At 43.4% G+C, this 15333-nt stretch carries 7 protein-coding genes; all 7 read left to right on the top strand.

Annotation, left to right across the window (positions count from 1 at the left end):
- Nucleotides 1-61: 61 nt before the first annotated feature.
- The 7 genes from EOD41_RS00520 (at nucleotide 62) to EOD41_RS00550 (ending at nucleotide 15321) form a co-directional block, all read left to right on the top strand.
- Nucleotides 62-4522 carry an Ig-like domain-containing protein gene (locus EOD41_RS00520; RefSeq protein WP_127702835.1) on the top strand — a complete coding sequence of 1487 codons (4461 nt, stop codon included), beginning with the start codon at nucleotides 62-64 and terminating at the stop codon, nucleotides 4520-4522.
- 40 nt (nucleotides 4523-4562) lie between these two features.
- Nucleotides 4563-8372 carry a malectin domain-containing carbohydrate-binding protein gene (locus tag EOD41_RS00525; protein ID WP_127702836.1) on the top strand — a complete coding sequence of 1270 codons (3810 nt, stop codon included), beginning with the start codon at nucleotides 4563-4565 and terminating at the stop codon, nucleotides 8370-8372.
- A 367-nt stretch (nucleotides 8373-8739) separates the two neighbouring features.
- The gene (locus tag EOD41_RS00530; RefSeq protein ID WP_127702837.1) at nucleotides 8740-9537 is read left to right on the top strand and encodes a polysaccharide biosynthesis/export family protein; all 798 of its coding nucleotides are present in this window, start codon (nucleotides 8740-8742) and stop codon (nucleotides 9535-9537) included.
- Between the two features lie 30 nt (nucleotides 9538-9567).
- The gene (locus tag EOD41_RS00535; protein ID WP_127702838.1) at nucleotides 9568-11856 is read left to right on the top strand and encodes a GumC family protein; all 2289 of its coding nucleotides are present in this window, start codon (nucleotides 9568-9570) and stop codon (nucleotides 11854-11856) included.
- 9 nt (nucleotides 11857-11865) lie between these two features.
- Nucleotides 11866-13203 carry a hypothetical protein gene (locus EOD41_RS00540; RefSeq protein ID WP_127702839.1) on the top strand — a complete coding sequence of 446 codons (1338 nt, stop codon included), beginning with the start codon at nucleotides 11866-11868 and terminating at the stop codon, nucleotides 13201-13203.
- A 10-nt stretch (nucleotides 13204-13213) separates the two neighbouring features.
- Complete coding sequence (locus tag EOD41_RS00545; protein ID WP_164849844.1) at nucleotides 13214-14221, top strand: glycosyl hydrolase; 1008 nt, start codon at nucleotides 13214-13216, stop codon at nucleotides 14219-14221.
- A gap of 5 nt (nucleotides 14222-14226) precedes the next feature.
- On the top strand, nucleotides 14227-15321 hold the full coding sequence (locus EOD41_RS00550) for a glycosyltransferase family 4 protein (RefSeq protein WP_127702841.1): 1095 nt from the start codon (nucleotides 14227-14229) through the stop codon (nucleotides 15319-15321).
- Nucleotides 15322-15333 lie beyond the last annotated feature (12 nt).

Below are 15333 nucleotides of genomic sequence, written 5' to 3' on the forward strand. Positions count from 1 at the left end.
ACAGGGCGAAGCTATATATGTTGAGATCACATTTAAACAGGCCAGTTTATATAAAAAAGTTATGACCCGGATTTTTACTGCTGTAGTTGTAATGCTTTTAAGCGTGAGCGCATTCGGAATGGAAATTAAAAACTTCAATGTGTACCATGATTTAGCCATTCAGGATACATGCCTGCCAATAAGCACTCTTCCGTGTGCGGCTGTCAAGGTTAATTTGCCATATAACTTAGGGTTTAATGCCGCTGTGCCAAATACCATTGTTGATAAAAACGGCAATGGTACAGGATTTACAACAGTTAACACCTACTCCGGCACCAGGCTGGCTGCAGATGGTACTCCTTCGGTACTTAAAGTGCCCGGTTATGAGCCATCCAAAATAACCGTAACCGGTGGCCGCCTGCAGTTGGTGAGCAATAAGGGGATAGATTTTCAGGCGAATAACAATCAGCTAAATGTTTTAGGGGTAAAACTTAATTCTCCGCAAAAGTTACAAATTGAGGTAAAGGTTGTAAACCCGTACAACGGCACACAATCTCAACAGGCTGGTTTATGGTATGGACTTAGCGATAAAACTTACATTAAACTAAGTGTTACAGGTAATAAAGTTGAGCTGCGCAGAGAGTTTAACGATGTGAGCAGCACAGCGGCAGGCACATCCAACCCTGATCAGCGTGTAACTGCCGTAATATCTAACCTGAATACCAAAACTGTGCGTTTGCGCATGATTGTTGATTTTACCCAGAACAAAGTTGAAGGTTTTTACTCGACAGACGGAACTAACTATATAAGCACGGGTAACAGTTATCCAACTAAAACATTAAGTTTAAGCGGCTTAAATATTACCGATACCCTTACATATGCTGGTATTTTTGCAACTCATCGTAATGCAACAACGGCTGTAACCTATAGCTTTGACGATTTTGCACTTACCAATTTGTCGCCTGCACCACCGCAGCCTTCTTTTAAACTATCTGCGCCAAAGATCGATTTTACAGTAATAAAAGGGGGCACTGTTTTGCCACAGAGTATGAAAGTGCTGGCAGTACCATCACTGCCGCAATATACAATCAGCAAATCACCGGCTGATTGGCTTACGCTGCCTTCACCCACTGCAGATAGTATACACTTTGGGGCACAAAATATTAGTTCAAATTTACCTGCCGGTACATACCAGGCCATGGTTACCTGCGAACCTGTAGGCTTTCCGCCTGTATCATTTATGGTCAACTTAAATGTAATTGAGCCGCTGCAGCAACAAGCTATTAATATAAACTTTCAGGATCAGCAGACTATACCGCCTGTAAATTATATACGTGACTTTGGACAGGCGTATGGCCCTCGGTCAAATGTGCAGCAAGGGGCAGGGCTTGAGTATGGTTGGAAAAGAAGATCGACCGGCGCGGCGCTTAACCTTTCACAAAACGGGCGTAACCGTAATACACCCGAGGATATTTTGCTTGCTACGTTGATGCACATGCAGGCAAATCATATAACCACCACCTTTACCGGAACCAAAATAGAAGGTTATTGGGAAATGAAAGTGCCTAATGGTACATATGATGTATCGGTATCAGCCGGGGATGGGGCGGTAAATGCTGCGCAGGAAATACATTCATTGAACGTTGAAGGCGTGAGTGCTATATCGGGCTTTGTGCCCAGCGGAAAGGCAGGCAGCATAGGACGTTTTAGAATGGCAACTGTGCGGGTACAAGTAAATGATGAATATTTGACCATCAATGCCGATGGCGGCAAAAACACCAAAATAAACTCAGCGAAGATTGTGCCGGTAAGCGCAGGGCCGTATTTATACTGGGGCGCAGCTGCACAAAATATCGTGTATAAAAAAGGTAACCCCAATACCGATTTGTTCAGCCTGGCGTTAGGAAATTCTGACAATGCCGTAGCGACTTATAACGTAACTGCTACCTATAATCAGGCTACAACCGGTTGGCTAACATTTACTCAGGCGCAAATAGGCAAACAGCCAGTAGTGAGCTTTAAGTATAACACCAGTAAAAATTTGCCGGTAGGTACTTACAGTGCTGTTATAAAAGCAACTTCAGGGCAATATTCATCGGCAAGTTTCGCGGTGCAGTTGTCTGTTGTTGATAGCCTTAAGCCATACGTGGTATCGTCATCACCGGTTAATGGGGCTACCAAAGTAAGCTTATCTACAGTAAGTATAGCGGCAAATAGCCTGCATATACCGCTTGTAACCGGTTTTCCGGGTGGGGTTGATAACAATACCATCACCAACGAGACGGTTAAATTATATAAGGTAATTGATAACACTTCTACCGAAGTTACCGGTACGGTTCAGGGGACAGGTGGCGGAGACGCGATCAGCTTTTCACCAAGTAGCAGCCTTGAGCCTCAAACCATATACAAATTTGTGGTGACCAGCGGAGTAAAATCAAACGCGGGCGCATCATTTTCACCGTTCGAATGTCAGTTTACAACTGATGCTGCAAGTATCGATTCATCTGAATTTTTATACGCGCAATTTATTAAAGATCCGGTTCCCGGTACACAAAACAAACAATACACTAGTTTGGCTATCGGCCCCGACGATAAATTTTATGCCCTGCGCATTGATGGTGGTATAGAGCGTTTCAATATTAACCATAACACAGGGGCATTAACACACGAGCGTACCATTAACACTCTTAAAACAAAATACGGTAACCGGTCGGCTATAGGGTTGGCATTCGATCCACATTCAACACCGACGAATATTACCTTGTGGATATCTCATTCATCAGGCGGGCTAACATCTGCGCCGGCATTTGATGGTAATATATCCCGCTTATCGGGCGACAGCCTGCAAACAGAAGAATTGGTTATAACCAAACTTCCGCGATCAACAAAAGACCACCTGGTTAACGGCCTGGCATTCGGCCCTGATAGCGCGTTGTATATATGCCAGGGCAGCAATAGTTCGGCCGGTGTGTATGATAACGACTGGATGCGCGATGAAAGTCTGCTTGCAGGCGCAGTGCTGCGGCTTGATGTGCATAAGCTGGCCGGTATTACCCTGCCGCTTAATGTGCAAACTACGGCTAATTTGACAGTAATAAATAACGCGCCGTCAACGGCGTACTTAATGAGCGACGGTACATATAATCCTTACGGAAGCAGCTCACCGCTAACGATATTTGGTTCGGGTGTGCGTAATGCTTACGATCTGGTTTGGCATAGCAACGGCCAGTTGTATGTACCAGCAAACGGTTCGGGAGGAGGGGGGAACTCACCAGAATCAGTCACCGGGACTCGCCGGCCGGATGGTAGTTTCTACCACGGCCCGGCAATTCCGGCAGCAAACGGCATCAAGGTTCAGCACGATTGGCTGTTCCGCATTAATCCTGCAAAGCCGGTTGGTTATTACGGACACCCCAACCCGTTGCGCGGCGAGTATGTAATAAACCGTGGTTTTGAGGATAATCCGTTGTACTTACCAACCATTGTTGCCGACAGCAATTACCGTAAAGGATATGATTTCGGCCTGAATAATTCACCTAATGGGGTAATTGAATACCGTAGCAACGCCTTTGGTGGCGTACTAAAAGGCAAGCTGATGGTGTGTCGTTTTAGTGGTGGTGGAGATATCATTGTAATGGAACCCGGCTCAATGGTTAAAACCACTTATGAGAATGGTAATGACCATATTTATGATATTATAAAAGTAAACACCGGCTCAAGCAACAGCGGTTTGCAGGGCATGTCAGCCTTTGGTAACCCGCTCGATATTGCACAGGATACCATATCAGGTAATTTGTATGTATCAGAATTTAATTGGAATGATAACCCGAATCTTACTTCGCAGATAACTTTACTGAAGATACATGAAGAGCCAATGGAGCCGCTTGCCAAAATGACCCTGGCGGCAATTGAAAATACCGACATAAATGACGAAGCCGATGAAAAGCATCTGTTCACACTAAGTAACAACGGTGATGGCGAGCTTAAGGTAAAAAGCATGGTGCTTACCGGCCCTGATGCCGCTAAGCTAAAAATTGTCGATGTGCCATTGCCTTCGGCAAGCAACCCGTTAACGTTGCGCAAAAACAGCTCGATATTGTTTAAAGTGCTTAGCTCTTCATCAAAACTAACCGATAAGGAAATAGCAGCCAGCCTGCGTGTAGTAAGTGTTGATGATACCGTAAGGGAGGTGAGCATTAAAAGGAGGCCACGCGGCAGTCGTGCGGAAGTATCCAGGCCACAGGTGGTTACTGTTAGTAACGTGTTTAATGTCGACAGTCACCATTTACAGGTGTATCCTAACCCGGCAACAAACGGGCAGGTAAATATTAAACTGGATAGCTTTGGTAGAAAGGAACCGGTAACTATCTATTTGTATAATATGATGGGGCAAATGCAACGTACCATAAGTGGCGTTACTGATGAGCAGGGCGTACTATTTGCTCAATTGGCGCTTTCCCGTCAAAACCAGGGCAACTTTTATATCGTGCGGGTTACTTACCCTAACGGATCAAGGTATGCAAAAATAATGGTTAATAATTGATCATCCTATTTATAATATAACACCTTTAAATCACATCATTATGTTAAAAGGCTACTTACTTACGGGCAAGTGCATTGCCCTGCTTTTATTACTCACAATCGGTACAGCCTATGGGCAAACGCCGTGCTCACCGGTTAGTCCGCTGTCGTGCGATTCACTGACCGTTGCGCTGCCGTACAATCTTAGTTTTGACGCTGCCGACAGCGGTACAATTGCTGATAAGAACGGATTTGGAACAGGATTTACAACAATCAACACTTACTCTGGCACCCGCCTGGCAGTTGATGGTACGCCGTTTAACCCACAAGTGCCGGGCTACGAGCCATCAAAAATAACACTAACAGGCGGCAGGCTGCAGTTAGTAACAAATAAAGGCATTGATTATCAGGCTAACAACAACCTGTTGAACATGCTTGGAATTAGTGTGAACGCTGTGAGGAAGTTGCAGCTTGATGTAAAAGTGATCAACCCGTTTAACGGCACGCAATCACAACAGGCCGGTTTGTGGTATGGCCTTAATGATAAAACATTTATTAAACTAAGTATAGCCGGTAACAAGGTTGAGTTTCGTAAAGAACTAAATGATGTAACCAGCACCACAGCCGGCACAGGTAACCCCGACCAGCGCATTACAGGCGCCATAAGTGGACTTAACAATCAAACAGTCACACTTCGTATAGTAATTGATTCCATAGCCGGTACAGCCGAAGGCTTTTATTCAACCGATGGGGTAACCTTTATTAGTACCGGAGCAAGCTATGCAACAAAAACGTTGAACATAGCAGGCATGGGCATTACCGACAGTGCTGCATATGCGGGCATTTATGCTACGCATCGTAATGCTACAAGCGCAGTTACGTATAATTTCGATGATTTTTCAGCCATTAGTATATTTGTACCAAACCCGCCCGATCCGCCGGCTTTTTGCGGCCCGATAAGTACGCTGCCGTGTGATTCGATAAAAGTTAGCTTGCCATTTACATTAGATTTTAATTCGGCTATCGCTAATACGCTGGCGGATAAAAGCGGGCAAGGTACAGGATTCCGTACTGTGAACACCTACTCCGGAACCCGCCTCTCTGCTGATGGCACGCCATCAAATCCGCAGGTACCCGGATATGAACCCTCAAAGATCACACTTACCGGCGGCAGGCTTCAACTGGTAACCAATAAAGGTATTGATTACCTTACCAATAACAACATGCTTAATGTGCTGGGCGTAAAAATTAATACTGCCCGTAAGCTGCAAATGGACTTAGAGGTGATTAATCCATACAACGGCACGCAATCGCAGCAGGCGGGTTTATGGTATGGTCTGAATGATAAAACATTTATTAAACTGGGTATAACAGGTAACAAAGTTGAGCTGCGAAAAGAGGAAAATGATGTAGCAAGTACAGCATCGGGCACCAGCAATCCCGATCAGCGTATCACCGCAGCTATAAGTGGGTTAAACAATCAAACGGTTAGGTTGCGCCTGGTTATCGATTCTGTTGCCGGTATCGCCGAAGGGTTTTATTCAACTGACGGGGTAAATTATGTTAGCACGGGTAATGGTTATCCATCGTCGGGCATTAATATTACAGGTATGGGCATTGTTAATACCGAAGCTTTTGCCGGTATATACGGCACTCATCGCAACGGTACATCGGCGGTTACTTACAATTTCGACAACTTTGCGCTTAAAAGCCTGAAGGTAACCATACCTGAGCAGCCTCAGCCAAGCGGAGCTTACATGGTACTCAGAAATATGGATGGCTTCCCGGCTGACGATCAGTTGGTAATGTCGTTTATACAAACGCCATGGCGCCGTACCAGTCCGGACACCACACCGTACAATGCTAATCATGATAAAGCAAGGCTGCGCATAAGCAACAAAGGGACGGCTAAGCTTACCTTAAACGCGCTTACCCTGTCAAACACTTCGGCATGGAAAATTGCAGCTATAAACAGCGATTCAACAGCTACACTGCCTGTCAGCATCAATTCAGGAAGTTATGTTGATGTAACCGTGCAATTTAAAGCAGTAGATGCCGCCACACGGTTAAAGATTTTTAATGATACACTAACTGTTGCCAGTAATGATGGCGCATTTCCGTCAAGAAAAGTGGTTTTACATGGCATATGGCAAAAGGCAGGTGAAAGTACCAACGAACCATATGCACAGCAGATAATCAATGCCTTTGGGTTTACCACTAATACAGGCTACGGGCACGATGATGGCAATATCGACGGCAAATCCCGTGTGCCAAACTCAAGCGAGGTAAACGCCTCATATTTTGTCCGCGCCGATGTAAGTAAGCCAGTAAAGGTTGTCCAGTTAGCGGCTTATCATGGTTGCTGTGCCTCGGTTGAATCGTTCAGGTATTTTACAAAAGGTACTACCTCGAATAAAACAGTTTTCACACACCACCCACTTGACGGGCAGTCGGTAATACCAAGGCTGATCAGTTCAAGCTTGCCGGCCCAGGGTACGTTTACGCCAACCGGGGTATTCGGTATTAGGGTGGGTTCATCATCTACTGACAGAAATCAAAATGCTGACAGCCTTATCGGCATCAGGGTATTGAAAGTGTATGACGGTAACGGTAACTTGGTACCAAACGCCTATTTTCTGAACGGTGATTACCTGGGCACCACTTTCACTAATTACGATTACCAGGACAATATTTATTATGTCGAAAACATTAAACCCGAAACGGGTTCGGCAAACTACTCTGAGCTGGCGGTACAGCCGGTTACCGCTGTCACCTTTGCGCCAACGTTAACGGGTGAAACCGCTACATTTAATCTCACCCTTAAAAATTTGGGTATGACATACCCGGATGGTACGAAAGATCCGTCGATAAAAATAAAAAGCCGGGTCATCAGCGGGCCAAACGCCGGTGAGTTTGAGCTGGGTACACTTTCCGCAACCACAGTGGCCATACAAACAACAGCTACTCTGACGGTGCGCTTTAAACCAAGTTCGGTAGGTATAAAAAACGCCGTATTGATTATAACCCATGATAACCTGCCAACGCCAATGCGAATCCCGTTATATGGTATAGCCAATTCGGCTACATCAACGGTAAGCGCGGTTAAGCGTGTAAAAGGCGCTTCAGACGTTAACAGGACTATCGGTGATATTCCTTATGAAACGGATAAAAATTACCGCAAAGGTTCGATAAAGCTGGATAAGCAAAGTGTGATCGCAGGTATTGCCGGTACTGATGTTGATTCGCTGTATCAAACCTACCTGTCGGCTGCAACCGACCTTGCCGAAACACGTTATGAAATACCGGTTGCCAACGGCGATTACCAGGTTAGGCTTCATTTTGCCGAACTATACTGGACTACGCCCGGCTCAAGGGTATTCGGTATAAATATAGAAAACCAGCTGGTGCTGCAAAACTTCGATATTTTTAAAGAAGTTGGCTTTAACTCGGCCATTGTGAAAGATTTCAATACAACTGTTAACGATGGCGTACTTACTATCAAGTTTAACCCGACAGCGAACCGTACATCCATCGCCGCGGTAGAGCTGTTTAAAGTAAACACTGTAGAGCCATTAATGGCAATGGCACGAACAGCATCCATAACGGCCCCAAGAAGTATATCTGTTTATCCCAACCCGAGCGTGGGCGGAAGCTTTACACTTAATGTGATGAACTTTACCAGGAGTGAAAAGGTGTCTCTGTCGATAACCAATATGGCCGGCAGGGTAGTGCAAACACAAATTTTTTATACCGACGATAACGGCAAAGCTGATGTATATGTACCGATGAGCAGTTCGCTTGGTAAGGGCATGTATATTGTAAATGCCACAACCGCAACGGGAAATATTTACACAAAGCTGCTTGTAAATTAAGCAGTGTGTGCTACATGTGTACATTAAATTCACGGAAATTTACGTTTCGGTAGCAATGCCTCATAATCAATATGTTGCGTTGCTTTTTTTAACAATATTTGTTTGGTTTTGATGCCGGGGACAGTATAAGCTGATAATAGTAGCAAAACTTTACAATAGTTGCTGTTCCTCAATAAAAACAAAGAGCCGCTGTGTAAGCGGAATGGCGAAGCTCTTTAGCCAGCTCAAAGCAGATAAGCAAATAAGGAAACCTTAACACTCTGTATTGCTCACTGCCGGTTTAAAATTTCACACTATAAACCCAAATATTCACAATCCGGCCGCCAAAAGAATTACGGCGGCCGGTTATCCAATCCCCCCAAACACAATGAGAAAAATTAATTGCCGTGTAGCATACTCGTTTATGCTGACCATTGTACTTTTTTGCTCGTGCCGCAGTACTAAAAGCATACGCTATTTCCACGACATCGCGGGCAACAAAGCACCTGTTGAACTGGAGATAGCGCAATATCAGGAACCGAAAATTCAGCCTGATGACATCCTCTCCATTAACGTCAGCACAGCTGATGCCGAGGCTACTCAAAGCATTAACAACCGTAACACTATAAATCAAAGCGCCTCGGCTAATCCTGCTTCAGGTATGGTTAACGTAGGCGCAGGTTACCTGGTTGATAAACAAGGCAGCGTTGAAATTCCCATACTTGGAAAAACTACAGTAGGCGGTCTTACCACCGTGCAGGCCCGTAATGTAATCAGGGACCGTGCTTTAAAAGCATTTAACAACCCTGTTGTTGATGTGCGTTTTTCAAATTTCAAGATAACCTTACTGGGCGAGGTAAACCGTCCGGCAACATATATTATCCCAAACGAGCAGGTCACAATACTCGACGCCATAGGTTACGCCGGTGACCTGACCATTTACGGAAAACGTGAAAATGTGTTGCTGATACGTAAAAATGAGCAGGGTAACAACTTCTCGGTAAGAATGGACCTTACCAAAAAAGGCCTGCTCAGCTCGCCCTACTTTTACCTTAAGCAAAACGATGTTATTTACATTGAGCCATCAAAAGCCAAAGTACTTAACAGCGATAACAACCTTATCAAATACCTCACACTTGCTGCCTCATTGCTTACTGCCGGGGTATTGGCTTACCGGTACCTTTAATCACAAGTTTAATCCCCCAAAAATTGTCATATGAGTGCTTATCATCACGAAAAAGAGAACATCAACGTACACTATTTTTTAGATCAGGTTAAATCATACTGGTATCTGTTTGTAATAAGCCTGATCCTGTTTATCGGGCTGGCGTATGCATATAATACCTTTGCTACCAAGCAGTACCTGGTAAGTAGCACCATGTTGCTACAGCCACGTCCAGTTAACCAGAACGCAACAACGGCTTACGCGAACGACGGTATAACCGACGCGCTTAACACTGCTGAAAATTTAAAGAATGAGGGCGATGTTTTGCGTTCACGTAACCTGATGAAAGAAGTCGTGCAGGCCATGAGCCTGAATGTCCGCTCGTATCAAAACAGCGGCTTGCTGGCTTCAGAAATTTATGAAGATGCGCCGTTCACTGTCCAAGTGTTGAACCATAGGGTTGATTCGGTGAAAAAACGTGCTTATATCATCAACATGAAAGATAATGAAAGTCTGCACATTACCAACGAGGATGAATATTTGGACAAATGGGCGACTTTCGGAAAAAAGATCAGGTTACCTCAGTATGATATTGTTATAACACGCAAGCCCGGGATGACATGGGGTAAAGAATACTCTATAGAAATAACTGATGAGGACGATGCGGTTACAACTCTGTTAAAAGGGTATGATGCCGAATTTATTGACAAAGCCACCACATCAGTTGAATTTACCTTTTATTACCCACATCCAAAAAAAGGTGAAGTTATTTTGCAAACACTGATGAACCGCTATCTGCAGGATAACATCAACAACAAAAAGCGGATAATTGATAGCAGCATTAATTTTATTGATAAGCGCATAGCTGTGGTTGAGAAAGAGCTTGACAATATTGAACGTAATTTTCAGGATTACCGCAGCAACAATAACATTGCCGATATCAACGAACAATCAAAAGTATTGGTAGGCAACGCCAGCGAATATGCTAACAGATCACAGCAGCAAAAAATACAATTATCAATCATTAACGATCTGAAAAACCGGCTGCGCGATCCGGATAATCAGGAGACGATACCCGGTTCGTTGAATATTCAGGATGCATCGTTTACAGCAAGCCTGGTGCAATACAATAACTTACTTACAGAGCGTGCTAAACGAAAGCTTTCGCTCAGTGAAACCAATCCTATAATTGTGAACATCGATCAGCAATTGCAGGTGGTTCGTAAAAACTTGCTGCAAAGCATTAACAGCTATCAAAAGGAAATGCAATTGAGCAGCCAGGGTATAAGTAACCAGGCCGGTGTACTTAACAGCTCACTGCGCGATGTTCCGGGTAAGCAGCGCGCAATTATTGGTTTTTCGCGCCAGCAGGAACTTAAGCAGCAGTTGTATATGTACCTGCTGCAAAAACGTGAAGAAACATCAATGGCTAAAGCTGCTGAAATTCCATATTCAAGGGTGCTGGATAATGCGAAGAGCAGCAAATCACCTGTTAAGCCGGTTAAATCAATTATCTACACAATGTCGTTCTTCTTGGGGCTGATTATACCTTTCGGGTACATCAATACCCGGAAAATGCTAAGCACTAAAATTGTATCGGAAGCAGATATCAAAAAGCAAACCGACCTCGCTATCATAGGTAAGATTGGTCACCACGGACTGCCGGAAAAAAGGGTTGTCGACGTGTTTTCGCGTTCGCCCGTGGCAGAAAGCTTCCGCACATTGCGTACTAAGCTGCGTAATATCCTGCACAATGGATCAAACGTGATCATGATTACATCGAGCGTTAATGGTGAGGGTAAAACATTTTTAACTTGGAATTTAGGCAGCACGCTGGCTCGTGCAGGTAAAACGGTTGTGATACTCGAGCTCGACCTGCGAAAACCTAAACTATCAGGCATGCTGGGTATCGATCATAACGACTATGGCTTTTCAAGTTATGTGCTTGATGGCGCCGACGCGGATGAAATTATTAAGCAGAGCGGGCATAATGATAACTGTTATATCATATCATCAGGCCCCTTAGTTCAAAACGCCAGCGAACTACTGCTTGATGACAAACTGGGACAACTTATCGAAGAACTGCGCCACCGGTTTGATTATGTTTTGATAGATAGTTCGCCGGTTGGACTGGTGTCAGACGCGTTGATTATTCAAAAACACGTTGACGCTACTATTTATGTATGCCGTCACAACTATACCAACAAAGCGCAGATCGAGATCATCAACGAAATAAAAAATAAGGATAAGGTTGATAATATGTACCTGGTAATAAACGATGTAAATTACTCAAAGGCCGGGTACAACGGGTACGGTTACGGTTTAGGATACGATTATTAATATCAAGGTATGATAACTGCAATCGCTCACCAGGCGCCGCAAAATAATGTAAGCCTGTTTGTTGGCCGGTATATCAACATCATGATGTTGTTCTTTCCGATTACAACGTTTTTGCTTGTGCCATCAATACCGGGTACAACAATAATCACCATGCTGGCGGCAATGCTGTTTGTATTTGTACTGTTTTTACCTGCAGGGCAAAACAAAATGCGCTTTTTTAACGAACTGTTATTGTTTACTGCGGTAATATTAATACTTAGCTTTTGTTCGCAATTTATCAACCTGGTAAATGGCCTTAAGCTTGATAGTGATTTAGTGCTTATAAACCGCAAGGACTACACTCGCACATTCTACCGTACATCTCACATTACACAAACGCTGTCGTTGATAGTTGGCTTTGTTATATACGCTTACGTAAAATATTTTTCCAACCCATCGATACTTAAATATGTTTATTGGGGATTAAGGCTGTTATGCTTTTACGCGCTGTACGAACTGGCCTTTTATATGCTGACAGGTAGCAGCGGAGATTTTATGGTTAACCGCACGTTCGGTTACGAAGAGAAGTCGGCGTCATTGTTTCAAACGGTAAACATAGCCGGTATAAATTTAATGCGCATTAAGGGTTATACCGGCGAGCCATCAATGTTCGTGTTTACTGTGTTTCCTTTCTGGGTGCTAAGTTTCTCGCTGAAACGCAGCTTTGATAATATGCTGATGCTAACCTGCCTGGTGCTTACCTTCTCTACAACAGCTTACTTGTGCATCATATTATTTCTTACCTACTGGATAATTTATAACAGGCATTTTATAACACTATACTATTTATGCGTGGCAGTTGTGGGGATGTGCTTTGTACTGCAACTTGACCAGTTTCAGCATTTGCTTGATAGCCTGTATAATTTTGTTTTTGCCGGAAAGCTTGAAGGTGAAAGCGTATCATCCCGCGACCGTGGTAATCATTTTACCGGTCATTTAATATACTGGGCAAATTTGAACTGGCTTAGTCAACTGTTCGGTATAGGTTTTGGATATATCCGTTCAACTGATTTTTTTTCTACGCTGTTGGTTAATAACGGGCTCATCGGTTTCATATTATTCAGCTGGTTTGTGCTGCGCAATTTATTATTGAACATTAACGGCCGCATTATAGAGATCTGTTATAAACTGGGTTTAGTGTTACTGTACTTAATTATGATGGCTACGGTGCCCGAATTTGCTTACCCATCGTTTTGGATATACATCGCGCTGGGATTTGTGCTTAGTCGCGCTGCTCAACAAGCCAAAACGCTAACTGAGGATGCTATTACATCCGATAAAGCCAGGTTGCTTAAGATTCATGAATAGCTTTTTCATTATGTTTAAACTATTTATAATAGCCATGTTAGCTGTGCTGAGTTTTATTGCTGTAACAAGCCAGCCAGAACGCCCGGGTAAAGATTTTGTGTGGGGTATTAACGGGCATCCCTTAACTCAGGCGGACTACAGCGACAACTGGGATAAGCAAATTGAAGCTATAAAAGACCTGAAACTAAACAGCTACCGTTTTGATGTACTACTTAACGTCGATGGTGAAGCAAAAGACGATGACGGATTTACTGGCATATTAAAAAAATTAAAAGAAAATCATATAACCCCGCTTCCTGCCGTAATGCAAAAAGGTTTCAAGGGAGTAGGGTTCGATGATATTTACCCGAAAGCATATGAGCAGGGCAAAGCATTTGCAGCAAAATATGGTGAGTACATCACTGTACTGGAAGTAGGCAATGAAGGTGATAACAAGATCATTAAATCGGCAAATGTTGATGGCATCCGGGCCGAACATTATGATAATGAAAAAGCCAGGCGCTTAGTTACTGCCACAAAAGGCTTTATTGACGGATTAAAAGCCGTTCAGCCACAAATTAAAGTAACCTTATCCTTTAGCTGGATACATTTTTATTACCTGCAAATGCTTGCTGATAATAATGTCAACTATGACATTATCGGCTATCATTGGTACTCTAACATGGGTGATATCACCAACGTACGCAAGCCTTTCGGTAATGTGCTTCAGTTGGTTAGTAAAAGGTACAATAAACCCATATGGATTACCGAATTCAATTACTTTAAAGGAACTACGAAGGTCGATTTTTCGCGTCAGAACGAATTTATTTCAAAAAACCTGCAGCATATTATAGCGCAGGGTATAATCAGCGGCTTTTTCATTTACGAACTGTACGATCAGCCGGCTTTAAAGCGGCGCTACCCAACAGAAGCCAACTATGGCCTTCTACATAAAGACAGCAGCGGCCGGTACGAAAAGAAAACGGCATACCTTGGTTTCAGGCAGCTTGTTGCCCGGTACAGATCAGTATCATTTTAATTTTTATGCAGATATACATCAACGGAAAATTCCTGACGCAGCCAACCGCCGGGGTTCAACGCTATGCTTTTGAACTAACGCTATGCCTTATTCAAAAGCTAGGCAATGTTAAAATATTGGTGCCTAAAACCTTTAATACCAGGCGTAGTAAAATACCTGCACGTAACTTTATTAAAACAGGCAATTACAAAAACCTTAACATTTGGGAACAGGTACATCTGCCGGTATTTCTCTATAATAAGAATGCCCTGCTTGTTAACTTTTGTAATACCGCGCCTGTACTGGTTAAAAATAAGATTGTTTGCCTGCATGATATAGCTTTTTTTCAAAACCCTGAGTGGTATTCAAAAAGCTTTTATCTGTACTATAAGTTTTTGATACCTAAAATTATAAATAGCTCAAGGCACATATTTACTGTAAGCGAGTTTTCAAAAAAGGAGATTGCCGAACGTTTTGGCTTGAATGATGAAAGCATATCAGTTGTGTACAACGCCCCTGCACAGCACTTCATTTGCCCCACTGTCGATCAACTGGAGATTGTGAAGGAAGATTTCTTTTTATTTGTAGGATCATTTGATCCGCGTAAAAATCTTAAAACATTGCTTCAGGCATTTGCCTCGCCTCAGCTAAAAAGTAAAAAGCTTATAGTTGTTGGTAAAAAATGGGACACTTTCAAAAGCGAGGCCATTATGATACCACCAAATGTTACCTGGCTGGACGATTGCAGCGACGACTTACTTAGTTACCTGTACAGGCGTGCAAGCGCGCTTATTAATTGCTCATTATATGAAGGATTTGGTCTGCCATTGATTGAGGCTATGGCAAGCGGATGTCCGCTGCTCCTATCAGACATTCCGGTATTTAGGGAAGTGGCAGGCACCCATGCTTCGTACTTTAATCCTTTAAATGTGAATTCTATCGTCGAAGCTATTTCGGTAATTGATGAAAGGGATGCTGACATTATTAAATACTCGATAGTACACAATTATCATAAAAGTTTCCAGTTCTCGTGGAAAAAATCCTCAGATAAACTTAGCGGAATTATAGCTGAGCTTACAGAGAAGCAAATGAAGCAGTTCAGCTTGACTTCAACACTATAAAACTTTAACCCC

Origin of the sequence: Mucilaginibacter limnophilus, assembly GCF_004005815.1 — a bacterium.
In the GTDB taxonomy this organism is placed as follows: Bacteria; Bacteroidota; Bacteroidia; order Sphingobacteriales; family Sphingobacteriaceae; genus Mucilaginibacter; species Mucilaginibacter limnophilus.